A 25,299-nucleotide genomic window follows, 5' to 3' on the forward strand; every position below is an offset into this window, starting at 1 on the left:
CTTTGAGCAGCACGATGTGGTCGGTGGACGAGCACCTGGCAGACATTCTCGAAGCGGTGCGCCCGCTCGAACCCATCGAGCTGCAACTGCACGATGCCCAGGGCTGCGTCCTCGTCGAGGACGTCATGGTGGAGATCGCGCTGCCGCCCTTCGACAACAGCTCGATGGACGGGTACGCGGTCCGCGTCGCCGATGTCGAGGGCGCCGACGAGGAGTTCCCCGCGGTGCTCACCGTCATCGGTGACGTCGCGGCGGGCGATGACGGTCTGCCCGGCGACCGGGCCGTCGGCCCCGGTGAGGCCGCCCGCATCATGACCGGCGCCCCGCTGCCGGCCGGTGCCGAGGCCGTGGTCCCGGTCGAGTGGACCGACGGCGGCACGGGCGGCGGCCCCGCCGACACCATGCGCTCCCACCGGGACGCCCCGGAGGCCGCGGGCGGCGAGGTCCGGGTGCACCGCCCCGTCGAGGCCCGCGCCCATGTCAGGGCCCGCGGCAGCGACGTCAGGCCGGGCGATCTGGCGCTGAGCGCCGGATCGGTCGTCGGCCCGCCGCAGATCGGCCTGCTCGCCGCGATCGGCCGGTCGACGGTGAAGGTGCGGCCCCGGCCGCGCGTCGTCGTCATCTCCACCGGAAGCGAACTGGTCCAGCCCGGCGAGGAACTGACCGGCGGCCGGATCTACGACTCGAACAGCTTCGCGCTCACGGCCGCGGCCAAGGACGCCGGAGCGATCGCCTACCGGGTCGGCGCCGTCACCGACGACGCCGATACGCTCCGCGCCACCATCGAGGACCAGCTGATCCGCGCCGACATCGTCGTCACCACCGGAGGCGTCAGCGTCGGCGCGTACGACGTCGTCAAGGAAGCCCTGTCCTCGGTGGGCGACGAGGACGAACCGGGCAGCGGCATCGACTTCCGCAAGCTCGCCATGCAGCCGGGCAAGCCGCAGGGCTTCGGCTCGATCGGCCCCGACCACACACCGCTGCTGGCGCTGCCGGGCAACCCCGTCTCGTCGTACATCTCCTTCGAGCTGTTCGTACGGCCCGCGATCCGCGCCCTGATGGGTCTGCCGGACGTGAACCGCCCCACCATCCGGGCCGTGCTGAAGACGGACAAGGCACTCTCCTCGCCGTCCGGCAGGCGCCAGTTCCTGCGCGGTACGTACGACGCGGAGGCCGGCACGGTCACCCCCGTCGGCGGTTCCGGGTCGCATCTGATCGCCGCACTCGCGCAGGCGGACGCGCTCATCGTGCTGCCCGAGGACGTCACCTCCGCCGAGCCCGGCACGGACACCGAGGTGGTCCTGCTCCGCTGATCGCCGGGCGGTGGCGGTACGGTGTCTGCCGCTGTGCCTTCCCGGGGACACCCCCGGGCCCCCGGCCCGCACCCCGGTGCGGGCCGAGAGGGCAACCGGCGCCCTACCGCGAGGCGGAGTTAGTTGAGTACGCAGAACAGGCTGACGCACATCGACGAGGCGGGCGCGGCCCGCATGGTCGACGTCTCGGAGAAGGACGTCACCGCGCGGGTGGCCCGTGCCAGTGGCCGGGTCCTCGTCTCGCCGCGCGTCGTCGAGCTGCTCCGCGGCGAAGGAGTCCCCAAGGGCGACGCACTGGCCACCGCCCGTATCGCCGGGATCATGGGCGCCAAGCGCACCCCCGACCTGATCCCGCTCTGCCACCCGCTGGCCGTCTCCGGCGTCGAGGTCGACCTGGGCGTCGCCGACGACGCGGTGGAGATCACGGCCACCGTGAAGACCACGGACCGCACCGGCGTCGAGATGGAGGCCCTGACCGCCGTCTCCGTCGCCGCGCTGACCGTGATCGACATGATCAAGGCGGTCGACAAGGCGGCGGTCATCACGGACGTACGGGTCGAGTCGAAGTCGGGCGGCAAGTCCGGCGACTACCGGCGCAACGAGGCGGACGGAGCGGACGCGTGACGGCGCCCGGGGCGTCACCGGCCCCGTCCCCCTACCGCGCCCTGGTGGTCACCGCCTCCAACCGCGCCTCGGCCGGCGTCTACGCCGACAAGGGCGGCCCCCTGATCTCCGAGGCGCTCAAGGACCTCGGCTTCGCCGTCGACGGACCGCAGGTCGTGCCCGACGGCGACCCGGTCGAACAGGCCCTGCGCGCCGGAGCGGACGCCGGGTACGACGTCATCGTCACGACCGGCGGTACGGGCATCTCGCCCACCGACCGCACACCCGAGGCCACCCGCCGCGTCCTCGACCACGAGATCCCCGGCATCCCCGAGGCGATCCGCGCCGAGGGCCGCGACAAAGTCCCCACCGCCGCGCTCTCCAGGGGCCTCGCGGGCGTCGCGGGCCGCACGCTCATCGTGAACCTGCCGGGCTCCACCGGCGGGGTGCGCGACGGCCTCGCCGTCCTCGCCCGTCTCCTGGTGCACGCCGTCGACCAGTTGCGCGGCGGCGATCACCCCCGACCGGGGAGCCCGAGCTGAACGTCTCGACCTGGCCGGTGGTCCTCAGCGACGGCGAGATCGTGCTCCGTCCGATCAAGCTGCGCGACCAGCGCATGTGGCGCGAGGTCAACCGGCGCAACCGTGACTGGCTGCGCCCCTGGGAGGCGACCGTGCCGCCGCCCGCCCCGGGCGGACCGGTGGCCCAGCGCCCCACGTACCGTCAGATGGTCCGTCATCTGCGCGCCGAGGCCAACGCGGGCCGGATGCTGCCCTTCGCCATCGAGTACGAGGGCCGGCTGGTCGGTCAGCTGACGGTCGCCGGGATCACCTGGGGCTCGATGTGCTCGGGCCATGTCGGCTACTGGGTCGACCAGGAGGTGGCCGGTCGCGGTGTGATGCCGACCGCGGTCGCCCTCGCCGTCGACCACTGCTTCCGCACGGTCGGGCTGCACCGCATCGAGGTGTGCATTCGGCCGGAGAACGGGCCCAGCAGAAGAGTCGTGGAGAAACTGGGATTCCGCGAGGAAGGCCTGCGCCCGCGCTATCTCCACATCGACGGTGCCTGGCGGGACCATCTGATCTACGCGCTCACCGCGGAGGAAGTACCCGACGGACTGCTCCGGCGCTGGCACCGGGCACGACCAGGAACGCCACGGGAAATAAAATAAGTGTTCGATATTTATCGGCGGTTGACCGGTGGCGAACGCACAAACACCCATGGCTGATCTCAACAATCACAAAAAAAGTCCGTGATATCAGCCGGATCGTGCGACACACCGGGCCAATTGGCGGATGCCCCCGCGCAAACCCCTCTACGGTGTGAGACGTGAGCAGCAGCGGCCTCATCTACGCAGTCATCGTCGGGGCCTGGGCCGCCTACCTGGTGCCGATGTGGCTCCGCAGGCAGGACGAGCTCAACGAAGCCCGTCCGACGGAACGCTTCAGCACCGCCATCCGGCTGCTGTCCGGACGGGCGGCGATGGAGCGCCGGTACGCCAAGGACCTGCGGGAGCGCACTGCCGAGGAGGCGGAGCCCGACGCCGACCCGGACGTCGCCACGGACCGAATGGACTCCGTGGACGTCCGGGCCTTCGCCGCGCCCGACGCGCATACCGAAGCCCGGGTGTACGACCCGGCGCGCGGGCCCGAGCGCACGGCCGGGGAGCGTCCCGAGCCGGCACGGGCACAGGCACCGTCCTCCGCGCGGCGCGCACGCCCGCGTCCGGGCGGAACGGACGCCGAGCGCGTCCGGCGCGCCCAGCGCCTCCAGGTCCTCGCGCGCCGTCGGCGCACCACCGTCGTCCTCTTCCTGGCCTTCACCCTCGGCGCGGTCGTCGCGGCGGTCGGCGGCCTCCACTTCCTCTGGGCACCCGCGGTTCCGGCCGTGCTGCTGAGCACGTACATCGTGCATCTGCGGACCCAGGAGCGGCGCCGGTTCGCCTTCACCATGGACCGGCGCCGGGCCGAGGTGGCGGCGCAGCATCTGCGCGAGAACCGTCCCCGCAGGCACCAGCCGGCCGCGGCGGCCCCCGCCGAGCCCGACGAGGAGCCCGAAGCGCGCCGCCCCGAGCCGGAGCCCGCGCCCGCGGTCTCCCCGCAGGAGGCCGGCCGCCGCGCCCTGGTCGAGCAGACGGACCACGCGGAATGGGTCGACCAGCAGCGCGAACGCGGCCGGGGCCAGGGCGACAGCTGGGAGCCGGTCCCGGTCCCGCTGCCGACCTACGTCACCGCCCCGGTCGCCCCGCGCGCCACGGGCGGCGTCGAGGTCGGCAACCCGGAGACGTGGAGCGCGGCCCGCTCCAGCGCCGCCGAGCCGACCCAGACGGGCACCTCGCATCCCGTGGCACCCCCGGTCGACCCGGCGCCGCGTCAGCGCACCAACCAGTCCCGCCGCGCCCGCGACCGGGGCCGGACGCCGCTCTTCGACCAGTACGAGGACGGGGAACGCCCCCGAGCCGCCAACGAGTGAGCCGTCCCGGGCCCCGCTGCGTCCCCGCCTCGGCTGACCAGCACGGACCGGATTTCCGAGCACCCCGTTCGGGGTGCTAGAGTTTCACTCGTTGCAAGGGCCTGTGGCGCAGTCTGGTAGCGCACCTCGTTCGCATCGAGGGGGTCTGGGGTTCAAATCCCCACAGGTCCACCGCACACACGAGATCCCGTCCGATCGAAAGATCGGGCGGGATCTTGTCGTTTGAGGCCCGCTTTCCGTGAAGGGCCGTGCCGCGAAGGATGTGCGGCGAATCGGCTCACGGATCGTCAGCGGCGGTGGGCCGCCCACAGCCAGGCGACGTCGATCACCGTGATCGCGCCCCAGATCCAGCAGATGGCGGCAATGCCGCCCGGCGTGAGCGCCGTTGCGAGGGCGCCGAGGGCGACCGTGCCCAGCACGACCCGGGCGCCGCGCCCCGTGGTGAGGGCCGCGCGCAGCGGGCCCCGCTCGGCCAGACGGTCGGACAGGTAGGCGTCGAAGGCCTCCGCCACCTGGTCGTCGATCTCGTCCCGCGTCCGGGCGTCAAGCGAATCAGACATGGATACCCCCGAATCCCGGCGCCCGGTGGCGCCTCCCGGGCCAACGTAATCATTGCAGAGAGATTCTGCAAACAATCTCTGCAACGATTGCAGAGAACCTCTGCACTATGCTGGCGGGCATGGTCGAGCGTCCCGAGACGAGAGTGCTCACCGGCCCGGACCTCAAGGCCTTCTACAAGGCGCTGTCCAACCCGGTGCGCCGCGACATCCTGAGCTATCTCGGCGAACACGGCGAAGCGAACTCCACCAGCGTCGCCAAGGCCCTCGGCGAGTCCACCGGCACCACCAGCTACCACCTGCGCAAGCTCGCCGAGCTGAATCTGATCGCGGAGATCGAGGAGCGTTCCACCGGGCGGGAGCGCTGGTGGAAGTCGCTCATGACGAACATCTTCACGACACCCGGCCTGGAGATGACCGAGGACGAGCGCGAGGCCGCCGTGAAGCTCGGCGCGCTCAAGATGACCCATGACCTGAACCTGGTCGTGAAGGCGTACGCCGGTTACGACGCCTCGGCGGGGTGGAACCAGATCTACCGCGCCGGGCTGCGGATGACGAAGGAGCAGGTCGCCTCGTTCGCCGAGGAGTACCAGGCGCTGCTGCACAAGTACACCAGCCCGCCCGGCGAACACCCGCCGGACGCACGTCAGATGGCCGTACGCCTGGTGATGCTGCCCGACGACGGGGGCAGGGCCGCGCCGCCGCCGTGGGAGGAGCCGTGACGGCGGGGGCCGTCGGGCGGTTTCGGCGGGGCCAACTACGCTGGCGGTGCTCGCCTGTTCCGTGTGTGCTGCCGGGGGTGTTCCCGCGTCAGGCCGAGTTCTCAGCTGCTCGTGATTTTCCGTACGGAGGAGCGTCCCTGTGAAAGCCGGCATGCCCAGGCCCCAGATCGACACCAGCAAGCCCCACCCCGCGCGCGTCTACGACTGGCTGCTGGGCGGCAAGGACAATTACCCGGTCGACCAGCAGGTGGCGGAGAAGCTGCCCGAGGAGGCGCGGGGCAACGCGGCGCGGAACCGGGCCTTCATGCACCGGGCCTCCGCCTGGCTGGCCCGCAGCGGGGTCGACCAGTTCCTCGACATCGGCACCGGCATCCCCACGGAACCCAATCTGCACCAGGTCGTCCAGGGCATCACACCGTCCGCCCGGGTCGTCTACGCGGACAACGACCCGATCGTCCTGCGGCACGCGGAGGCGCTGCTGATCAGCAGGCCGGAGGGCATCACCGACTACCTCCACGCGGATGTGCGCCGGCCCGAGGTGATCCTCGAACACGCCCGTGAGCTGCTCGACTTCGACCGGCCCATCGCGCTCTCCCTCATCGCGCTCATGCACTTCCTGCCGGACGACGAGGACCCGTACGGTCTCACCCGCACCCTCGTCGACGCACTCCCCGCAGGCAGCTTCCTGGTGCTCTCGCACGGCACGGCCGACCAGCACCCGGAGCTCAAGCAGGAGACCGAGACCGCGTACAGGAAGGGGGCGATCCCGCTGCGGATGCGTACCCGGAGCGAGGTCGAGCCCTTCTTCGACGGGCTGGACCTGGTCGAGCCGGGGCTGGTCTTCGCCACGGAGTGGTACCGCGAGGAGCCCGCGCCGGTGCGGGAGCGCAGCGGCTTCTACGTGGGCGTCGCCCGGGTGCGCTGAGCCGTCGGGGGAACGCCTCCGGGACCGATGAGTCCGGGGCGGTGCGGCGGTCCTGCTTCTGGGCACACGAGCGGGAAGGTGGACCGATGAGCAATCTGCGCGATCTCCTGGAGAAGCACGTCGGCGGCGGATCGGCGCCGGGAGCCGTGGGCCTGGTGGCCCGTGGCGACCGGGTCGAGGTGGCGGCGGTCGGCTCCGCCGATGCGGGCGGTACGGCCGCGATGGCCAGGGACTCGATCTTCCGCATCGCCTCGATGACCAAGCCCGTCACCGCTGCGGCGACCATGATGCTGGTCGAGGAGGGCCGGATCGCACTGGACGAACCGGTGCGGCAGTGGCTGCCGGAGCTGGCGGCACCGAAGGTGGTCCGTACGCACGCTTCCCCGGTCGACGACGTGGTGCCCGCCGAGAAGGTCATCACCGTGGCCGATCTGCTCACCTTCCGGGCCGGGTACGGCTTCCCGTCGGACTTCTCGCTGCCCGCGGTCGGGCTGCTGTTCAGCGAGCTGAAGCAGGGATCGCTGCAGCCCCAGGCCATCGAGGAGCCGGACGCGTGGATGGCCACGCTGTCCCGTATCCCGCTGCTCGACCAGCCGGGCGAGGCATGGCTGTACAACACCTGCTCCGACATCCTCGGCGTGCTGATCGCCCGGGTCTCGGACCGGCCGTTGCCCGAGTTCCTGGCGGATCGGCTGTTCGAGCCGCTGGGCATGGCCGACACCGGATTCGCCGTGCCGACCGGCAAGGCCGACCGGTTCACCAGCTACTACCGCACCGCCCCGGAGGGCGGCGGCCTCCAGCTGGTCGATGCCCCGGACGGGCAGTGGAGCAGCGTGCCCGCGTTCCCGTCCGGCACCGGCGGGCTGGTCTCGACCGCCGACGACTGGTACGCCTTCGCCCGGATGCTGCTCGCGGAGGGGAACCCGGAAGGGAGCCCCGGCGGGCGCCGGCTGCTGTCGGCCGAGTCGGTGCGGCTGATGACCACCGACCATCTGACGCGAGCGCAGCACGTTGTTCCTGGAGGGGCAGGGCTGGGGCTACGGCGGTTCGGTCGACGTCGAGGCCATCGAGCCCTGGAACGTACCGGGACGCTACGGCTGGGTGGGCGGCACGGGAACGGCGGGACACCTCACGCCCTCCACCGGCGCGGTCGCCATCCTGCTGACCCAGCTGGAAATGGCCGGACCGACCCCGCCCACGCTGATGCGGGAGTTCTGGAAGTACGCGGCCGACGCCTGAGAGGCCGCCCGGTCCGAGGTCACCCGACAGCCTCTCAGGCCCGGGACCGCTACCGCAGCGGCTTGGCGAAGCAGCGGCTGCTCTCGTACATGCGGTAGTGGCCGAACTTCTCGCACGGGGCGTAACCGCTGGACGCGTACAGCGCGATGGCCTCGGGCTGCTTGTCCCCGGTCTCCAGCACCATGCGGACCCGGCCCGCCGCCCGCGCGTCGGCCTCCAGCGCGGCCAGGATGCGGCGCGCCAGTCCGTTGCCGCGGCCCTCGGGTATCACGAACATCCGCTTGAGCTCGGCGTCGCCGTCCGAGTAGCCCTCGTCGTTCCGGTCCTGGGTGCGCCAGCCGCCGGTGGCGACGGGGCGGTCGCGCGCGTCGTAGGCGAGCAGATACAGACCGTTCGGCGGCTCGAACATCGAGGGGTCGAGCGGTGTGACATCGCCCTCGTCCCCGTACCGCTCGGCGTATTCGAGCTGCACCTGGTCGTTGAGTTTGACGGCGTCGGGGTGGTCGAAGGGCCGAGGGTGGATATTCATACGGATGATGGTACGTGTATGCGGTTCGTGAATGTCGGTATCGTGCCGGGATGCTGACTGTGACCTCCGTCAATGTGAACGGGCTCCGTGCCGCCGCCAAGAAGGGCTTCGTCGAGTGGCTGGCCCGGACCGAAGCCGATGTGATCTGCCTCCAGGAGGTGCGGGCCGAGCCGCAGCAGCTGCCCGAGGAGGTGCGTGAGCCGGAGGGCTGGCACACCGTGCACGCGCCGGCCGCCGCCAAGGGGCGGGCCGGGGTCTCCCTCTACTCGCGGCGGGCGCCCGAGCGCGTGCAGATCGGGTTCGGCGGCTTCGGGGACGCCGGGAGCGAGGAGTTCGACGCGAGCGGGCGCTACGTCGAGATCGACCTGCCGGGTGTCACGGTCGCGAGCCTGTATCTGCCCTCCGGCGAGGTCGGGACCGAGAAGCAGGACGAGAAGGAGCGGTTCATGGCCGCGTTCCTCCCGTATCTGAAGGGCCTGAAGAAGCGGGCCGCGGCCGACGGCCGCGAGGTGGTGGTCTGCGGTGACTGGAACATCGCCCACCAGGAGGCCGACCTGAAGAACTGGAAGGGCAACAAGAAGAACTCCGGCTTCCTCCCCGAGGAGCGGGAGTGGCTGACCCGGGTCTTCGACGAGGCCGAGTACGTCGATGTCGTACGGGCGCTGCATCCCGACGAGGAGGGGCCGTACTCGTGGTGGTCCTACCGCGGGCGGGCCTTCGACAATGACACGGGCTGGCGGATCGACTACCAGGTGGCGACGCCGGGGCTGGCCGGGCGCGCGGTGAAGGGCTGGGTCGAGCGGGCCGCGACGCACGCCGAGCGGTGGAGCGACCACGCGCCGGTGACGGTGGTCTTCGAACAGTAGAGCGTGTGAACGCGGGGAGTGCCGGGCGGCTCGATCCGGGCAGTGTCCCGGCGTGCGATCAAGAGCGCCGGCCCGGCAGCCGCCTTCGTGTGACCGCCCGTCAGGGTTCGAGGTTCCGCGGCGGCTCGTCGGTGTTCTCGCGGCGCAGGCGCCGGTCCAGGGCCATGGAGAGCTCCGCGTCCATCACCGCGCGGGCCAGCGGCCGGAGTTGGGGCGGTTCGGCCTCGTCGCCGTGGTTCTCCAGGATGCCTACGAAGAGTTCGGCGAGCGCGTCGGCGTGCTCGCGGACGCGGCGGCCGGCCGCGAGGACCGTGGCGAGCGGCACCCCTTCCCGCACCAGCTCGGACGAGACCTCCAGCAGGCGGCGGCTGATGTGGACGATCTCGTCGCCGTCGGTGGCGAGATAGCCGAGGTCGAGGGCGGCGGCCAGGTTCTCCGCGGTGGTCTCGCCCTCGAAGTAGTCCGCGAGCTGCTCGGGTGTGAGGCGTACCGGCGTCTCCTCGGTCGGCTCGCCCAGGCCCAGCACCTCGGCGACATCGCGGCCGCTCTCGAAGGTGCGGGCGAGATCGGCGATGCCGGTGAGGGTGTGGCCGCGCTCCAGCAGGCCCGTGATGGTGCGCAGCCGGGCCAGGTGGTGGTCGTCGTACCAGGCGATGCGCCCCTCGCGGCGGGGCGGCGAGATCAGTCCGCGCTCCCGGTAGAAACGCACGGTCCGCACGGGGATGCCGGCCTTCTTGGCCAGCTCCTCCATGCGGTATTCGCGGTGCTCGCGTCCGTCAGCCACCCTCGCACCCTACCGGCCTCCCCCGTGGCAGGGGGCGGGCTCCCGACGCCCTGCCACGGCGCTCGCCATCCGCTCCCCGCCACGGGGAGGCCGCATGTTGTACCGCCGGTAACTTTCCCTTGCCGTACCCCTACCCATCGGTACGGAGCTGCTCTACTCTCCCAACAATGCCAGTGATTGCTGGCAGAGTCGTGTGACGTACCGCGGGAGGCGGCAGCATGGCCCAGCACGAGCACGTACGAGTGGCGGTGATCGGATCCGGATTCGGGGGCCTCGGGGCCGCGGTCCGGCTGCGCCGCGAAGGCATCACGGACTTCGTCGTCCTGGAGCGGGCCGAATCCGTCGGCGGCACCTGGCGCGACAACAGCTACCCGGGCTGCGCCTGCGACGTACCGTCCCACCTCTACTCGTTCTCGTTCGCACCCAACCCCGAGTGGCCGCGCACCTTCTCCGGGCAGGAGCACATCCGCGCCTACCTGGAGCATGTGGCGGACACCTTCGGGCTGCGCCCGCACCTCAGGCTGGGCCATGAAGTGACAGTCATGCGCTGGGACCGCGAAGAGCTGCACTGGGCCATCGAGGCGGCGAACGGGGCCTCCTTCACCGCCGATGTCGTCGTCTCCGCGAGCGGTCCGCTCTCCGACCCGAAGACGCCGGACATACCCGGTCTCGCCGACTTCCCCGGCAAGGTCTTCCACTCGGCCCGCTGGGACCACGACGCCGATCTGACCGGCAAGCGCGTCGCCGTCATCGGCACCGGCGCCTCCGCCATCCAGATCGTGCCCGCGATCCAGCCGAAGGTCGGCAGCCTGACGCTCTTCCAGCGCACCCCGCCCTGGGTCATGCCGCGCATGGACCGGAAGATCAGCGGTGCCGAGCGCTGGCTGCACCGCGCACTGCCCATCACCGGCACCGCGCGCCGCGGACTGCTGTGGGGCATACGGGAGTTGCAGGTCAGCGCCTTCACCAAGCACCCGGGCGAGCTGGGCATGGTCGAGAAGATAGCCAAGGCCAACATGGCGCGGGCCATCAAGGACCCCGCGCTGCGGGCCAAGCTGACCCCCTCGTACCGCATCGGCTGCAAGCGCATCCTGCTCTCCAGCGCCTACTACCCGGCGCTCGCGAAGCCCAACGTGGACGTGGTCGCCTCCGGCCTGGCCGAGGTGCGCGGCTCCACGCTCGTCGCCTCCGACGGTACGGAGACCGAGGTCGACGCGATCGTCTTCGGCACCGGCTTCCACGTCACCGACATGCCGATCGCCGAGCGTGTGGTGGGTGCGGACGGCATCACGCTCGCCGATTCCTGGAAGGACGGCATGCAGGCGCTGCGCGGTGCCAGCGCCGCCGGCTTCCCCAACTGGATGACGATCATCGGCCCCAACACCGGGCTCGGGAACTCCTCGATGATCCTGATGATCGAGTCCCAGCTGAACTACATGGCCGACTACCTGCGCCAGTTGAACGTGCTGGGCGGACGGGTCGCACTCGACGCGCGGGCCTCGGCGGTCGGGGCCTGGAACCGCCGCGTCCAGGAGCGGATGAAGCGCACCGTGTGGAACACCGGCGGCTGCAACAGCTGGTACCTGGACGCCAACGGGCGCAACACCACCGTCTGGCCGGGCACCACCGCCGAATTCCGCAAGGTGACACGGTCGGTCGACCTCTCGGAGTACGAGGTCGTACGCGTCCCGAAGCAGGCCACCGCCGCGGCGAAGGCCGTCGCCGAGGAGGTCGTGGGATGAGCCGGCTGCTGCGGCGCGACGGCACCCCGCCGGTCCCCGCGCGGGAGCTGACCGCGCTCTCCGCCGACGGCGCCCGGATCCATGTCGAGATGCACGGGCGGGACGGCGCCCCCGCGGTGGTCCTCGCGCACGGCTGGACGTGCAGTACCCGATTCTGGGACGCGCAGATCCGGGACCTCGCGGTGGACCACCGGGTCGTGGTCTACGACCAGCGGGGCCACGGCCGTTCGCCCGCCGTCGGCCGCGAGGGATACAGCACCGACGCCCTCGCCGACGACCTCGAAGCAGTGCTGGCCGCCACCCTCGCACCGGGTGAGAAGGCCGTGCTCGCCGGGCACTCCATGGGCGGCATGACGATCACGGCGGCCTCGCGGCGGGCCGGGCTGCGCGAGCACGCGGCGGCCGTACTGCTGTGCAGCACCGGCAGTTCGCGGCTGGCCGCCGAGTCGCTGGTGGTGCCAGTCCGGGCCGGGGCCGTGCGGACCCGGATGACCCGCGCGATCCTCCGTGCGAAGGCCCCGCTCGGACCGGTCACACCGGTTTCCCGGCGGATACTCAAGTACGCGACGATGGGAGCGGGCTCCGCCCCTGACCGGGTGGACGCCTGCGCCCGGATCGTGCACGCCTGCCCGCGGGGCGCCAGGGCGCCCTGGGGTCACGTTCTCGCGGAGCTTGATCTCGACGCGGGTGTACGGGAGTTGCGGGTGCCCGCGGTCGTGATCGCGGGTACGGAGGACCGGATGACGCCGCCCGCGCAGGCCCGCGCCCTCGCGGCGGCGCTGCCCGACTGCCTCGGGCTCACCGAGCTGACGGGCATGGGCCACATGACGCCGGTGGAGGCACCGGAGGCGGTCACGGCGAAGATCCGGGAGCTCGTCGCCGGGCACCTCCCGGCGGGCGCGGACGCGGGCACGGACGCAGGCACGGACGGTACGGCCGAGAAGGAGGAGGTCGCATGAGCGACAGGCGGAGTCTCGAAGGACAGGTCGTCGTCGTCACGGGCGCGGCACGTGGTGTGGGCGAGCTGCTGGCCCGCAAGCTCTCGGCGCGCGGCGCGAAGCTCGCGCTGGTCGGCCTGGAGCCGGACGAGCTGAAGAAGGTCTCCGAGCGGCTGCACTCGGAGAGCGACCACTGGTTCGCGGACGTCACCGACCACGAGGCGATGGCGCGGGTCGCCCAGGAGGTCAAGGCGCGGTTCGGGAAGATCGACATCGTCGTCGCCAACGCCGGGGTCGCCTCGGGCGGGCCGTTCGTCGACTCGGACCCCGAGGCGTGGCGGCGGGTCATCGAGGTCAATCTGATCGGCGGCGCGGTGACCGGGCGGGCCTTCCTGCCGGTGCTCATGGAGAGCCGCGGCTACTTCCTCCAGATCGCCTCCCTCGCGGCGATGACACCGGCGCCGATGATGACCGCGTACTGCGCGTCCAAGTCGGGCGTGGAGGCCTTCGCGCACAGCCTGCGGGCCGAGGTCGGATACCGGGGCGTGAAGGTCGGGGTCGGCTATCTGTCCTGGACCGACACGGACATGGTGCGGGGCGCCGACCAGGACGACGTGATGCGGGAACTGCGGCAGCGGCTGCCCTGGCCGGCGAACCGCACGTATCCGCTGGGTCCCGCGGTCGACCGGATCGTGGCCGGGATCGAGCGCCGGTCCCCGCATGTGTACGCGCAGTGGTGGCTGCGCGGGATGCAGTCCGTGCGGGGCTACCTGCCCTCGCTGATAGGAGTCGTCGGACAGCGGGAGGTCCGCAGGTTCGGGTCCCGGCTGGACGGCGTGAGCAAGGGACTGGTGGGCGCCGGGGGCGCCGCTGACCAGGACGCGAGGGCGGCGACTACGCAGCGTAAGTGATCGACATGCGGTGGGTGCCGGGGCCTGCGACGCTGAACGAGGTCCTCACGGACCGCCCCCAAGCACCCACTAGGAGTGAACAGCATGGGTATTGCAGACCAGTTCAAGGACAAGGCGCAGGAGCTCGCCGACCAGGCGAAGAAGAAGGCCGGCGAGGGCCGCAGCCAAGGCCAGGAGCGGACGCGCACCGAAGGCCAGGAGCGGATGCGCACCGAGGGCCGGGAGCGGACGCAGAACGCGTCCGAGCGGGCCTCGAAGACGTCGCAGCAGGGCCGTGACAAGGCCCGGGGCGCCGCGGACGAGCTCCGCGAGCGCCGCGACCGCTGACGGCGCATCGCGACACTGCGCGTTGTCTGTGAGGGGCGTGCCCGGATCTCCGGGCACGCCCCTTCCGCGTGGCGCGGACCGGGACTTCCGGCGGCCCCGGTCTCAGCTCCCGGCCGGGTGCACCAGGTCGCCCGGGTCGGTGTTCGCCCCGCACAGCACGACGGCGATCCGCTCGCCGCCGCCCGGCCGGTAGCCGGGGCCCGGTGCGGTGAGCGCGGCCAGCGCGGTGGCGGCGGCGTGCTCGACGGCGACGCGGCGCTGGTCCCACAGCGCCTGGCGGGCGCGGACGATCTCCCCGTCCGGTACGAGGACGGAGCGGACGTCGTTCTCGCGCACGGCGTGCAGGGCCAGGGCGGTGGCACGTCGGGCGCCGAGGGAGTCGATGGCGACCGACTCGACGGGGACGTCGACCGGCCGGCCGGCCTCGATGGCGGCGTTCAGCGACCGGCAGTTCTCCGGCTCGACGGCGACCGTGCGGATGCCGTGGTGCCGGGCGGCGGTGGCGACGCCCGCGAACAGCCCGCCGCCGCCGACCGAGACCACCACGGTGTCCAGGCCGGGAATCCGGGCGTGGATCTCCTCCAGCAGGGTGCCGGCCCCGGCGGCGATCAGCGGGTGGTCGTAGGCGTGCGCGGCGAGCGCGCCGGACGAGGCGGCGAACTCCTCGCACGCTTCGAGGGCCTCGGCGTACTCCGCGCCGACCAGCCGCACGTCCGCCCCGAAGCCGCGCAGCTTGGCCACCTTCACCGCCGGGGCGACGCTCGGCAGGAACACCGTGGCCCGCACGCCCTGCTGCTGGGCGGCCCACGCGCAGGCCAGCCCGGCGTTGCCGCCGGAGGCGATGGTGACCCCGGAGTCGGGGAGAGTGCCCGCCTCGCGGTGGGCCTGGATGAAGTTCTGCGCGCCGCGCGCCTTGAAGGAGCCGGTGTACTGCATGTACTCCAGCGCGAACCAGAGCTCGTAGGGCTGCTCGGACTCCGTGCGGATCGTTTCCGGGGCGACGGGTGCGACGGTGACCGGGCGGATGTGCCCGGTGGTCCGGTCGGTGGCGGCCTTGATGTCGTCGTACGTGAGCTGGTCCACGTTGTTGCTCCTGCCGGGAGTCGGGCCGGGAGGCCGGGATGGTGGGACTTCTAAAACACGCCCTGGCTTCGCGGAAGCAGCTTTTCGCGCGTCCCCATCAGGGTGGCACGCCACCCCTTGTCCTGGCCGTCCGGGGCGATTGCCGCCTCGCACGCCTCGCGGACCATGGTCGCCTGCTCCTGACCTGGGTGTCACGGAGGCCCGGAACCGAGCAGCGTAAAGGCTCCGTACACCCCCGACGCGAGCGCCGCCACGCCCACGACCACCGCCGGAACCATCCTTCGCCGGGCGCCCGCCAGGGCCACCGCAGCCGGTAGCAGCAACGGGAACGCGGGCATCATCAGCCGGGGCCTGGAGCCGAAGTAGCCGGACCCGATCAGCGAGATCACGACCACCACGACGCAGTAGACGATCACGGGCAACGGTTGGCGCGGCCGTTGCCGTACGCACAGCCACACCACCCAGAAGAGGAAGGCGAAGGCTGCGCACAGTCCGAGTCCCGCGAAGACGTTGCGGCCGAACTGTTCCACCACGAAGGAGGCCAGCGCCGCCCCTCCGTCGATCCGGTTGTTCCAGGCTGCCTGGACATCGAAGTACGCGAACGGGTTCCTCTCCCGCACGGCCACGAAGACGATGTACGACAGCCAGCCCAGCGGGGCCAGACAGACACCCACCGCCATCCGCCGGTGTGTCCGGAGCGGTTCAGCTCCGCCCCGCGCGGTGACCAGCCGCCACATCGCAGTGACGCCGATCGCTGCGATCAGCGCGGCCGCGACCGGCCGGGTGAGCCCGGCGCCGACGCACAGCACACCCGCTGTGATCCATCTGTCGGTCAGAACGGCGTACAGCGCCCAGGCCGCCAGCGCCGTGAACAACGTCTCGGTGTACGCCATGGACTGCACGAACGCCGTCGGGTACGCCCCCCAGAGCACGGCCAGCAGTATTCCCGCCCGGCGCCCGTACAGCCGCGCACCCACGGCGAAGATGCCACCGGCGGCGACGAGCGAGGCGAGCCAGGAGATCAACAGGCCCGCGCCGGCCACGCCGAGGGGTGGGAACAGGGCGGACAGTCCCCGCTCCAGCGCGGGCAGGAGCGGGAAGAAGGCCAGATCGGAGTGGAAGGTGCCGTCCGGGAGCCGGACCTCGTAGCCGTATCCGTGTTCGGCGATCCGCTGGTACCAGACCGAGTCCCAGCGGCCCGTCAGCCGGTGCATTCCGTCCTTGCCGGTGACGGAGGCGGTGATCAGGAGGATCGCGATACCGGTGAGCCGTACGGAGACGTAGCCCAGCAGTGCGGGCGCGGCGTAGCGGAGCGAAAGCGTCAGCGAACGGGGCGAACCTGGCGGCAGGGCGGCGGCCCGTGAGAGGGGAACGGCCTTGGTCTCGGGCATGCTCGAAAGTATGCCCGGGGTGCTGCGGCGGGGTCAGGACGCCTTGACGGCCTCGACGAACGGCGTCCAGGCGGACGCGGCGATGACGAGCGCCGGGCCTTCGGGACGCTTGGAGTCGCGGACGGGGACGAGGTCTTGGTGGCCGTCCGCGACTTCGAGGCAGTCGCCGCCGGAGGAGTTGCTGTGGCTGCTCTTACGCCAGCGGGCGAACTCCTCAGCGACTTCGAGGCAGTTGCCACCATCGCCGTTGCTGTAGCTGCTCTTGCGCCAGGTGGCAGCGCTGAGATCAAGAACGATGCTGGCCATTCCGGTACTCCTCAGCCGCCTTCTCGATCAGGTCGAGGGACACCTCTGGCGGCAAGGCGGCGGCCCTGAACCGATCGTATGCCTTGCGGTAGCGCATGACGATGGACGGATCGTCGATGGTCTGGCCGTGGTACGAACCCTCGGTGTAGAGCAGCGGCGGCTCGTTGTCGAAGTCCATGAGGAAGAGCGGCAGCTCTGTGAGCGCCCGGGTCGGGCCGTTCCACGGAAGGATCTGTGCAACGATGCGGCGGCGTCGTACCAGGGCGGCGATATGTTCCAGCTGCTCGGCCATCTCCACAGGCGGGATGATGGAGTGGTGGACCAAGGCCTCGTGAAGGATTACCCAATACTCGGGCTTCTTGGGGTTGTCGAAGAGCCGGGCTCGTTGCAGCCGAGCGTCGATCTTGGCTTCGACCTCCTCCGGCGTGTCCAGGGTGTGTGCGGAGCGGATGACGGCATCGGCGTACGCCCTGGTCTGGAGTAGCCCCGGGATCAGCGTGCCGGACCACTCGGCGATGGCCCGAGCCCGTGTCTCCGCCTCCGCGACCCCAGCGAAGTACGAGGAATGCGCTCCCTGCTTGGCCTTCCGCACGTCCCCGCACCGCCGCTGGAAGAACCCGTCCGTCTTCAGTACCCGGTCCACGTGCTGGGCCAGATCCACCGGCATCCGCCGGTGACCGTGCTCGATCTCGCTCAGGTACGTGATGCCGTAGAAGCTGCCGTCGACCAGCTTCTCCAGGGTCAGGCCCGCCTCCTCCCGCTTGAAGCGGAGTTCCTTGCCGTAGAACTGCGGGACGCCCGCCGAGCCGTCGATCTCCTTGCGTGTGGCCACTGTTGACCGCCTTTCGCGCTGTGCGTTGTGGAGCGGGAAGTCCTTTCACGGTAGAGGCCCATGCGGCAGCGTGTGAGGCGTTCGTCACAGTCAGCAACGAAAGGTGGACTTCCCCCCATGGACGACACGTACGACCTCACCGGCCACGACATCGGTACGGACATCGACGCACTCCGTGCCGCGCTCGCCGCGCACGGCATCACGCTGCCGTCGCTCGGTGTCGATCCGCTGACCCTGGCCGCACGGACGACCCGGCCGCCACTGGTAGCGCTCGGCAACTGCAATGCGGCGACCGCGCGCCGCATGGCCGAGGTGCTGCGCTCGGCGGCCGGGGGGTGACTCCGTTGCCGCTCACGGTGGATCTGCTCGCCGTGCCGAAGGCCGTACCGGAGATGCGGCGCACCCTGCGGGAGCGGTGCGGGGGTGCGGACTCGCCCGATCTACTGCTCTGCGTCAGCGAGTTGCTGACCAATGTGATCGTGCATCTCGGTGAGGGGACGCCGGTCACGCTCCGGGTCAGCGGTACGCACACCGGCCGGGTCCGGGTCGAGCTGAGCGATCCCGAGCCGTGCGCCTGGCCGACGCCGCGCACCGCCGGTCCCGGCGACGAGTCGGGGCGGGGACTGTCGCTCGTGGACGCGTTGGCGTTGCGGTGGGGCGTCGACCAGGGGCCGTACGGGAAGACGGTCTGGTGCGAGTTGCGCTGAGCGGTTCCGGCTACGGGACAGCCCTCAGCGCGGCGGCAAGGGGGGCCGCCGCCGGTCCGGGACGTCGTCGTACGTCGGTGGGGTCGCCGCCGGTTGTGCGGCCAGCAGGTCCAGGGCGACCCGTACCGCGTCGTCCAGTACCGCGTACCGGCCCTCCGCCCAGTCGAGGGGGGTGCGCAGTGCCTCCAGGTCCGGTTCGACGCCGTGGTTCTCGACCGACCAGCCGTAGGTGTCGAACCAGGCCGCGTTCATCGGCACCGTGATCACCGTGCCGTCGCCCAGCCGGGTCCGGCCGGTCATGCCGACGACGCCGCCCCAGGTCCGCTGGCCCACCACCGGACCGAGCTTCAGCAGGCGGAACGCGGCGGTGATCATGTCGCCGTCGGAGGAGGTCGCCTCGTCGGCCAGGGCGACCACCGGGCCGCGCGGGGCGTTCGAGGCGTAACTGACCGGCTGGGCGTTGCGGGTCAGGTCCCAGCCGAGGATCGTGCGGGTCAGCTTCTCGACCACCAGCTCGCTGATGTGGCCGCCCGCGTTGCCGCGCACGTCGACGATCAGGGCCGGCCGGGACACCTCCAGGCGCAGGTCCCGGTTGAACTGGGCCCAGCCCGATCCGCCCATGTCGGGGATGTGCAGGTAGCCGCACTTGCCGCCGCTCAACTCCCGTACGACGTCACGGCGTTTGGCCACCCAGTCCTGGTAGCGCAGCGGCCGTTCGTCGACCAGCGGTACGACGGCGACGCGGCGGGGGCGGCCCTCGCCCCCGGCCGGGCGGAAGGTGAGCTCGACCGTGGTGCCGCCCGCCGCCGTGAGGAGCGGGTACGGGCCGGTGACCGGGTCGACCGGGCGTCCGTCGACATGGGTGAGGACCGCGCCCTCCCGGATGCCCGTACCGGCCAGCGGGGAACGGGCCTTGGAGTCGGAGGAGTCGCCCGGCAGGATGCGCTGGATCGTCCAGTCGCCGTCCCGGCACACCAGGTTCGCGCCGAGCAGGCCGATCGCCCGCTGGTAGTGCGGCGGGCCCTCGTTGCGGCGGGCCGGTGACACGTACGCGTGCGAGGTGCCCAGTTCGCCCAGGACCTCGCGCATCAGATCGGCGAACTCGTCGGGGGAGGCGACCCGTTCGACGAGCGGGCGGTACTGGTCGAGCACGCCCGTCCAGTCGATGCCGCACATGTCCGGCTCCCAGAAGTAGGAGCGGATGATGCGGCCGCCCTCCTCGTACGCCTGCCGCCACTCGGCCGCCGGGTCGACCTCGTGCAGGATGCGGCGCAGGTCGAGGTAGACGGTCGTGTCGTTGTCGCCGGTCTCGGTGGCGGGGACGGCGCGCAGCTCGCCCTCGTCCATGACGACCAGCCGGGTCGCGTCGCCGCTGACCGCGAACCAGTCGAGATGGCCGACCAGTTCGGTCTTCCTGGCCTTGGTGATGTTGAAGTGTTCGAGGGTGGGGCGGCCCGACATGTCCGCCGGGTTGGCGAAGGTCTCGCCGAGCGCGCCGGAGATCGGCCAGCGCAGCCAGACCAGGCCGCCGCCGCTCACCGGGTGCAGGGCCGAGTACTTCGACGCGGAGACCGGGAAGGGCGTCACCCGGTTCTCCAGGCCCTCGAACTCGACGGTGACCGTCGACGGACCCTCGCCCGTACCGACGTCGGGAATGTCGTCGGCCGGGTCGAGACCGCCCGCTGCCGGACGTCCCTCCGGGGACAGGGCGAACGGGGAGGGCGTGGCGGAGGAGAGCGGCACCAGGTACGGGCGGCAGCCCAGGGGGAAGGAGAGATCGCCGGTGTGGACGTCGTAGACCGGGTCGAAACCGCGCCAGGAGAGGAAGGCGAGATAGCGGCCGTCGCCCGTGAAGACGGGATTCTCGTCCTCGAAGCGGCCGTTGGTGACATCGACGATCACGGGCGCGCCGGTGCCCAGGATGCGGGCCAGCTTGATCTGGCGCAGCGAGCGGCCGATCCCGGGGTGGGACCAGGTGAGCCAGGCGCCGTCCGGCGAGAACGCCAGGTCGCGGACGGGGCCGTTGATGGAGCGGATCAGCTCGGTGGGTTCGCCGGTGGAGGTCTCCTCGTCGGTGTCCAGGAGCAGCAGCCGCCCGTCGTTCGTCGCGATGGCGAGGCGCTCGCCGTCCGGGTCGGCGATCAGTTCCTGCACCCTGCCGAGCTGTCCGGAGGCCAGCCGGCGCGGCTCGCGGTCGCCGCTGGCGCGCGGCAGGTAGGCGATCTCGATCGCGTCCTCGCCGTCGGCGTCCGTGACGTAGGCGACCTGGCCGCCGCTGCCGAGCATCTCGGGCAGCCGGACCCGGACCCCGGGGGTGTCGGCGATGGTGCGGGCGGGGCCGTCGCGGTGGGTGAGCCAGTACAGGCTGCCGCGTACGGTGACCGCGCTGGCCCGGCCCGTCTCGTCCACGGAGAGCGAGTCGACGTGGCTGGCGGCGGGCACCTGGTACGGGCGCCGTCCGGTGCGCGGCCCGCCGAGCCGGACCTCCAGCTTCCGCGGCACCGCGTTCGGTGACGCCAGGTCGTCCACCAGCCACAGATCGCCCGCGCACTGGTAGACCACCCGGTGCCCGTCGCTGGAGGCGTGCCGGGCGTAGAAGGCGTCGTGGTCGGTGTGGCGGCGCAGATCGGTGCCGTCGGGCCGGCAGGAGTACAGATTGCCGACGCCCTCGTGGTCGGAGAGGAACGCGATCCGGCCACCGACGAACATCGGTGAGGCGAGATGGCCGCCGATGTCCGGCAGCAGCCGCTTGCCGTGCAGCCAGAGCCGGCCGGTCGCGCCGCCCCGGTACCGCTTCCAGGCAGCCGGTTCGTGCGGTGGCGTACCGGTGAGCAGCAGGGTGCGCCGCTCGCCGTCGATGTCGGCGACCGCGATGTCGGAGACCGGGCCCCAGGGCAGCTTGCCGCCGGGGCTGCCGTCGGTGGGGACGCTGTACGCCCAGGAGATGTGCGAGAACGGCTGGTTGTGCGAGGACACGGCGAGGATATGGGAGGTGTCCCCGGGGTCGGGGGTCCAGTCGCAGACCCGGGTGTCCGTCGAGCCCCAGTAGGTGAGCCGGCGTGCCGGGCCGCCGTCGACCGGCGCGAGATGGATCTCGGGATCGAGGCTGCGCCAGGTCGTGTACGCGATACGGCTGCCGTCGGGGGAGAAGCGCGGGTGGCTGACCCTGGTGCGGTCGACGGTCAGCCGCCACGCGCGGCCGGGCCGCTGCCCCTCGGGCGCGAGGGGGGCGACCCAGAGGTCGTCCTCGGCCGCGAAGCAGAGCAGGTCGTCGTGGAGGTGCGGGAAACGGAGATACGCGACGTCGTCACTCACCCTCCAATGCTTTCCGCGCGGGAGGGCCCCGGCAACTCGTGGTGCTGGACCGGTTGTGGTGCGGAACACAAGCGAAACGATTTCGTTTCGCTGGACGGGCGGGGTACCGTCGATGTGTACGAAACAGTTTCGTTCGATTGACTGGCGTACGAGCAACTGAAGTTCGAGCACCCGAACAGGAGGTCGAGACATGGCACGCACCCGGCTCACGCCCGAGCGCGAGAGCGAGCTGTACGCCGCCGTGCTCGACCTGCTCCGCGAAGTCGGTTACGACGCCCTGACCATGGACGCCGTCGCCGCTCGCACCCGTTCCAGCAAGGCCACCCTCTACCGCCAGTGGGGGAGCAAGCCCGAGCTGGTCGTCAAGGCCCTGCGGCACAACAAGCCGGTGACCCTCGGTGAGATCGACACCGGGTCGCTGCGCGGTGACTTCCACGCCGCACTGAACCGCAGCGACGACTGCCAGATGGAGAAGAACTCCGCGCTGATGCGGGGTCTGGCCCATGCCGTCCACGACAATCCCGATCTGCTCCAGGCCCTGCGCGAGCTGCTGATCGAGCCGGAGATGACCGGCCTCGACCTGCTGCTGCGCCGAGCCGTGGACCGGGGCGAACTGCGTCCGGACAACCCGGCGCTGAAATATGTATCGCACATGCTGATCGGTGCCTTCACTGCTCGGCAGCTGGTCGATGACCGCGCCGTCGACCAGGCGTTCCTTACCGATTACGTCGACTCCGTGATTCTCCCCGCTCTCGGAGTCTGACCCCCCGGACCGCCCCGCGCGGTCCGTCCCCACCGCACGGCCCCCTCCCCAAGCCCCACCTGACACGCCGCTCTCGTCGTCGGGCTGGTTCCGCACGCCCATTTCCACTCACGACCCGACCCGGGAGTACCCCTCCGTGGCCACATTCCTCTACAAGCTCGGACGGCTCGCCTTCCGGCGCCGCCGCTATGTCGCCCTGATCTGGGTGGCACTGCTGGCGCTCGCCGGATTCGGCGCGGCCTCCGCGTCCACCGCCACCTCCAGCTCCTTCTCGATCCCGGGCACGGAGGCGCAGCGCGCCTTCGACCTGCTGGAACAGCGCTTCCCCGGGGGCAGTGCCGACGGTGCGAGCGCCCGGGTCGTCTTCAAGGCCCCCGACGACCAGAAGATGACCGACCCGGCGAACAAGGCCGAGGTGAACAAGGTCATCGCCGAGCTGAAGTCCGGCTCCGACCAGATCGCCTCGGTCACCGACCCGTACGCGGCCAATGCCGTCAGCAAGAACGGTTCCACGGCGTACGTCTCGGTCTCCTACAAGGTCAACTCGATGGAGCTGACCGACGCGACCCGGGACGCCCTGGAGGACGCGGGCCACGCGGCGCAGAAGAGCGGGATGACCGTGGAGATCGGCGGTGACGCGCTCCAGGTGATGCCGGAGACCGGAGCCACCGAGATCATCGGTGTCGCCATCGCCGCGGTGGTGCTGGTCATCACCTTCGGCTCGCTGATCGCCGCCGGGCTGCCGCTGCTCACCGCCCTGATCGGAGTCGGCATCGGTGTCTCGTCGATCACCGCGCTGGCGAACGTGCTGGACCTGGGCTCCACCACCTCCACCCTCGCGATGATGATCGGCCTCGCGGTCGGCATCGACTACGCGCTGTTCATCGTCTCCCGCTACCGCGCCGAGCTGGCCGAGGGCCGGGAGCGCGAGGAAGCGGCCGGACGGGCCGTCGGCACGGCGGGTTCCGCGGTGGTCTTCGCCGGTCTCACCGTCGTCATCGCGCTGGTCGGCCTCGCCGTCGTGAACATCCCGATGCTGTCGAAGATGGGCTTCGCCGCGGCCGGCACGGTCGCCATCGCCGTCCTCATCGCGCTCACCCTGGTCCCGGCGCTGCTGGGCTTCGCCGGCAAGCGGGCCCTGGGACGCAAGGCGCGCAAGGCCGCCGAGGCCCCGGGCCAGGTCGAGGAGAAGCCGAACATGGGCACCCGCTGGGCGCGGTTCGTGCTGCGCAAGCCGGTGTGGGTGCTGCTCGTCGGCGTCATCGGCCTCGGCACGATCGCCGTACCGGCCGCGTCCCTGGAGATGGGCTTGCCCGACGAGGGCTCCCAGCCCACCAGCACCACCCAGCGGCGCGCCTACGACCTGCTCTCCGAGGGCTTCGGCCCCGGCTTCAACGGGCCGCTGATGGTCGTCGTCGACACCGTGGACAGCTCCGACGGCAAGACCGCCGCCAAGCAGGTCACCGACGAGATCTCCGGCATCAAGGGCGTCGTCGCCGTCACCCCGGCCCAGTTCAACAAGGCCGGCGACGCCGCGATGATCACCGTCGTCCCGAAGGACCGCCCGAGCTCCGTGGAGACGGAGAACGTGGTCCACGCGATCCGCGACGCGGGCAAGGACATCAAGTCCGACACCGGCGCCGAGGTCCTGGTCACCGGTTCCACCGCGATGAACATCGACTTCTCGCAGAAGATGAACGACGCGCTGCTGCCGTATCTGGCGCTCGTCGTCGGACTGGCCTTCCTGCTGCTGATGGTGGTCTTCCGGTCGGTGCTGGTGCCGCTGAAGGCGGCCCTCGGCTTCCTGCTCTCGGTCGTCGCGGCCCTGGGCGCGGTCGTCGCGGTCTTCCAGTGGGGCTGGCTCGGCTCGCTCTTCGGGGTGGAGCAGACCGGTCCGATCATGTCGATGATGCCGATCTTCATGGTGGGTGTGGTCTTCGGTCTCGCGATGGACTACGAGGTCTTCCTCGTGACCCGGATGCGCGAGGCGTACGTCCACGGCGAGAAGCCCGGTCAGGCGATCGTCACCGGCTTCCGGCACGGTGCCCGGGTCGTCACCGCCGCGGCCGTGATCATGATGGCGGTCTTCGCCGGCTTCATCGGCTCCAGCGAGCAGATGGTCAAGATGATCGGCTTCTCGCTCGCCATCGCCGTCTTCTTCGACGCGTTCGTGGTCCGGATGGCGATCGTGCCCGCGGTCCTCGCCCTGCTCGGCCGCCGCGCCTGGTCGCTGCCGCGCTGGCTGGACCGGATCCTGCCGAACGTGGACGTGGAGGGCGAGGGGCTGCGCGAGCAGCTCGACGAGACGCCCGGTGGCGACGCCGGTGGTGAGCGGGAGCTGGCCCGGGTCTGACCGGCGAAAAGGCCTCCGGGGTCCGCGTCTGAGCGGAGCGCGGCCCCGGAAGCACCGGTTACCTGTGGGGACGGGGGACCGGGGCGATGAAGAGGCCCCCGTGCGAGCGGCACGGGGGCTTCTGTCATGCGGATGCGCCATGCGGATGAGCCGTGCGGGCGGATCTCACGCGGGCGTCACGTCGTGCGCGGGTCTGGCGCCACCGTCGGTGTGCGTACGGTCCAGAAAGCGGATCAGCGGCGCGCTGTCGAACTGCACCACCTCCACGCCCTCCTTCGAGTGGACCTCCACGACCAGCTGCGTCCGTCCGCAGGGCCACACGCGGACGCCACCGCGTTCGGTGGGGGAATGCAGCCCGCCCTCCAGCAGGTCGCGGCCGAACGCCCAGTCGGCGCCGCCGGGGAAGGAGACGTGGACGGTGCGCGGGTCCTTGTCGGCGTCGTACAGCAGGTCGACCGGGATCGCCGGGAGGTCGGGGGTGTCGTTGACGAGCCAGGCTTCTGCCTGCTCATGGATCACGGGGGGCATGGTCCGACTCCTCCTGTACATACTGCTTCGCCATCCAATGTCCCATATTTTCCGTAAGGGGCGCGGCGGACAGTTGTGACGTAACCGCTCTTG

Annotated in this window: 26 protein-coding genes and 1 tRNA gene; 18 read left to right on the top strand and 9 right to left on the bottom strand. The window is 71.2% G+C overall.

All coding sequences use genetic code 11. The annotated features are described in order from the left end of the window. The first annotated feature begins 2 nt into the window (after positions 1-2). From glp to ACFVX4_RS12970, 6 genes are all read left to right on the top strand, one after another. Positions 3-1,313 (top strand): gephyrin-like molybdotransferase Glp, encoded by a 1,311-nt coding sequence (gene glp, locus ACFVX4_RS12945; protein WP_389975372.1) that lies wholly within the window; start codon positions 3-5, stop codon positions 1,311-1,313. 123 nt (positions 1,314-1,436) lie between these two features. After that, a complete protein-coding gene (moaC, locus tag ACFVX4_RS12950) occupies positions 1,437-1,937 on the top strand; it encodes a cyclic pyranopterin monophosphate synthase MoaC (protein WP_389975375.1) in 501 nt (166 codons plus the stop codon). Continuing rightward, positions 1,934-2,458, top strand: coding sequence for a molybdenum cofactor biosynthesis protein B (locus tag ACFVX4_RS12955; protein ID WP_389975378.1), 525 nt, complete (start codon positions 1,934-1,936; stop codon positions 2,456-2,458). Before moaC ends, ACFVX4_RS12955 begins: the two co-directional genes overlap by 4 nt. Positions 2,459-2,475: 17 nt before the next feature. Beyond that, positions 2,476-3,087: a GNAT family N-acetyltransferase gene (locus tag ACFVX4_RS12960; RefSeq protein WP_389975381.1), complete on the top strand. Its 612-nt coding sequence runs from the start codon at positions 2,476-2,478 to the stop codon at positions 3,085-3,087. A gap of 158 nt (positions 3,088-3,245) precedes the next feature. Then, a complete protein-coding gene (glpR, locus tag ACFVX4_RS12965; RefSeq protein WP_389975384.1) occupies positions 3,246-4,388 on the top strand; it encodes a gephyrin-like molybdotransferase receptor GlpR in 1,143 nt (380 codons plus the stop codon). A gap of 97 nt (positions 4,389-4,485) precedes the next feature. Then, positions 4,486-4,559: transfer RNA gene (locus ACFVX4_RS12970), tRNA-Ala, on the top strand. A gap of 116 nt (positions 4,560-4,675) precedes the next feature. Here the strand turns inward: ACFVX4_RS12970 and ACFVX4_RS12975 are convergent. Beyond that, positions 4,676-4,948 (bottom strand): hypothetical protein, encoded by a 273-nt coding sequence (locus ACFVX4_RS12975; RefSeq protein WP_389975387.1) that lies wholly within the window; start codon positions 4,946-4,948, stop codon positions 4,676-4,678. A 119-nt stretch (positions 4,949-5,067) separates the two neighbouring features. On the opposite strand from ACFVX4_RS12975, the gene ACFVX4_RS12980 reads away from it, so the two are divergent. From ACFVX4_RS12980 to ACFVX4_RS12990, 3 genes are all read left to right on the top strand, one after another. After that, on the top strand, positions 5,068-5,667 hold the full coding sequence (locus ACFVX4_RS12980) for an ArsR/SmtB family transcription factor (protein ID WP_389975390.1): 600 nt from the start codon (positions 5,068-5,070) through the stop codon (positions 5,665-5,667). Between the two features lie 139 nt (positions 5,668-5,806). Further along, positions 5,807-6,592 (top strand): SAM-dependent methyltransferase, encoded by a 786-nt coding sequence (locus ACFVX4_RS12985; protein WP_389975393.1) that lies wholly within the window; start codon positions 5,807-5,809, stop codon positions 6,590-6,592. A gap of 86 nt (positions 6,593-6,678) precedes the next feature. Then, a complete protein-coding gene (locus ACFVX4_RS12990) occupies positions 6,679-7,929 on the top strand; it encodes a serine hydrolase domain-containing protein (protein WP_389975396.1) in 1,251 nt (416 codons plus the stop codon). Here the strand turns inward: ACFVX4_RS12990 and ACFVX4_RS12995 are convergent. Beyond that, positions 7,881-8,360, bottom strand: a complete 480-nt coding sequence (locus ACFVX4_RS12995; RefSeq protein WP_385328999.1) for a GNAT family N-acetyltransferase — start codon at positions 8,358-8,360, stop codon at positions 7,881-7,883. The two genes, ACFVX4_RS12990 and ACFVX4_RS12995, sit on opposite strands and share 49 nt — an antisense overlap. Positions 8,361-8,410: 50 nt before the next feature. On the opposite strand from ACFVX4_RS12995, the gene ACFVX4_RS13000 reads away from it, so the two are divergent. Continuing rightward, the gene (locus ACFVX4_RS13000) at positions 8,411-9,226 is read left to right on the top strand and encodes an exodeoxyribonuclease III (protein ID WP_266418213.1); all 816 of its coding nucleotides are present in this window, start codon (positions 8,411-8,413) and stop codon (positions 9,224-9,226) included. A 100-nt stretch (positions 9,227-9,326) separates the two neighbouring features. Here the strand turns inward: ACFVX4_RS13000 and ACFVX4_RS13005 are convergent, their stop codons facing one another. After that, entirely contained in the window at positions 9,327-9,977 is a 651-nt protein-coding gene (locus ACFVX4_RS13005; protein ID WP_389975791.1) for a MerR family transcriptional regulator, read from the bottom strand. A 251-nt stretch (positions 9,978-10,228) separates the two neighbouring features. On the opposite strand from ACFVX4_RS13005, the gene ACFVX4_RS13010 reads away from it, so the two are divergent. From ACFVX4_RS13010 to ACFVX4_RS13025, 4 genes are all read left to right on the top strand, one after another. Beyond that, positions 10,229-11,752, top strand: a complete 1,524-nt coding sequence (locus ACFVX4_RS13010; RefSeq protein ID WP_389975399.1) for a flavin-containing monooxygenase — start codon at positions 10,229-10,231, stop codon at positions 11,750-11,752. Next, the gene (locus tag ACFVX4_RS13015; RefSeq protein WP_389975402.1) at positions 11,749-12,711 is read left to right on the top strand and encodes an alpha/beta fold hydrolase; all 963 of its coding nucleotides are present in this window, start codon (positions 11,749-11,751) and stop codon (positions 12,709-12,711) included. Before ACFVX4_RS13010 ends, ACFVX4_RS13015 begins: the two co-directional genes overlap by 4 nt. Continuing rightward, complete coding sequence (locus ACFVX4_RS13020; protein WP_389975405.1) at positions 12,708-13,601, top strand: SDR family oxidoreductase; 894 nt, start codon at positions 12,708-12,710, stop codon at positions 13,599-13,601. The genes ACFVX4_RS13015 and ACFVX4_RS13020 overlap by 4 nt, the downstream gene beginning before the upstream one ends. Before the next feature lie 84 nt (positions 13,602-13,685). Then, complete coding sequence (locus ACFVX4_RS13025; RefSeq protein ID WP_389975408.1) at positions 13,686-13,928, top strand: hypothetical protein; 243 nt, start codon at positions 13,686-13,688, stop codon at positions 13,926-13,928. A 102-nt stretch (positions 13,929-14,030) separates the two neighbouring features. On the opposite strand, the gene ACFVX4_RS13030 is transcribed toward ACFVX4_RS13025, so the two are convergent. The 4 genes from ACFVX4_RS13030 to ACFVX4_RS13045 all read right to left on the bottom strand — a co-directional run bounded on the left by ACFVX4_RS13030 (position 14,031) and on the right by ACFVX4_RS13045 (position 17,540). Continuing rightward, positions 14,031-15,011 (bottom strand): serine/threonine dehydratase, encoded by a 981-nt coding sequence (locus ACFVX4_RS13030; protein WP_389975411.1) that lies wholly within the window; start codon positions 15,009-15,011, stop codon positions 14,031-14,033. 191 nt (positions 15,012-15,202) lie between these two features. Continuing rightward, positions 15,203-16,402, bottom strand: coding sequence for a hypothetical protein (locus tag ACFVX4_RS13035; protein WP_389975413.1), 1,200 nt, complete (start codon positions 16,400-16,402; stop codon positions 15,203-15,205). A gap of 33 nt (positions 16,403-16,435) precedes the next feature. Continuing rightward, positions 16,436-16,708 carry a DUF397 domain-containing protein gene (locus tag ACFVX4_RS13040; RefSeq protein WP_389975416.1) on the bottom strand — a complete coding sequence of 91 codons (273 nt, stop codon included), beginning with the start codon at positions 16,706-16,708 and terminating at the stop codon, positions 16,436-16,438. Next, on the bottom strand, positions 16,689-17,540 hold the full coding sequence (locus ACFVX4_RS13045; RefSeq protein ID WP_389975418.1) for a helix-turn-helix domain-containing protein: 852 nt from the start codon (positions 17,538-17,540) through the stop codon (positions 16,689-16,691). Before ACFVX4_RS13045 ends, ACFVX4_RS13040 begins: the two co-directional genes overlap by 20 nt. A gap of 117 nt (positions 17,541-17,657) precedes the next feature. On the opposite strand from ACFVX4_RS13045, the gene ACFVX4_RS13050 reads away from it, so the two are divergent. Both ACFVX4_RS13050 and ACFVX4_RS13055 read left to right on the top strand, forming a co-directional pair. Further along, a complete protein-coding gene (locus tag ACFVX4_RS13050) occupies positions 17,658-17,879 on the top strand; it encodes a hypothetical protein (protein WP_389975420.1) in 222 nt (73 codons plus the stop codon). A gap of 5 nt (positions 17,880-17,884) precedes the next feature. After that, positions 17,885-18,247, top strand: coding sequence for an ATP-binding protein (locus ACFVX4_RS13055; RefSeq protein WP_389975423.1), 363 nt, complete (start codon positions 17,885-17,887; stop codon positions 18,245-18,247). 24 nt (positions 18,248-18,271) lie between these two features. Here ACFVX4_RS13055 and ACFVX4_RS13060 read toward each other — a convergent pair whose 3' ends face one another. Further along, the gene (locus ACFVX4_RS13060; RefSeq protein ID WP_389975426.1) at positions 18,272-21,562 is read right to left on the bottom strand and encodes a S41 family peptidase; all 3,291 of its coding nucleotides are present in this window, start codon (positions 21,560-21,562) and stop codon (positions 18,272-18,274) included. A 190-nt stretch (positions 21,563-21,752) separates the two neighbouring features. Between ACFVX4_RS13060 and ACFVX4_RS13065 the strand changes: the two genes are divergently transcribed. Further along, a complete protein-coding gene (locus ACFVX4_RS13065; protein WP_266418236.1) occupies positions 21,753-22,325 on the top strand; it encodes a TetR/AcrR family transcriptional regulator in 573 nt (190 codons plus the stop codon). A 136-nt stretch (positions 22,326-22,461) separates the two neighbouring features. Continuing rightward, positions 22,462-24,678 carry an MMPL family transporter gene (locus ACFVX4_RS13070; protein ID WP_389975429.1) on the top strand — a complete coding sequence of 739 codons (2,217 nt, stop codon included), beginning with the start codon at positions 22,462-22,464 and terminating at the stop codon, positions 24,676-24,678. A gap of 165 nt (positions 24,679-24,843) precedes the next feature. On the opposite strand, the gene ACFVX4_RS13075 is transcribed toward ACFVX4_RS13070, so the two are convergent. After that, positions 24,844-25,206, bottom strand: a complete 363-nt coding sequence (locus ACFVX4_RS13075) for an SsgA family sporulation/cell division regulator (RefSeq protein WP_389975432.1) — start codon at positions 25,204-25,206, stop codon at positions 24,844-24,846. Positions 25,207-25,299 lie beyond the last annotated feature (93 nt).

This window comes from Streptomyces sp. NPDC058240, from assembly GCF_042882135.1.
Taxonomy (GTDB): Bacteria; Actinomycetota; Actinomycetes; order Streptomycetales; family Streptomycetaceae; genus Streptomyces.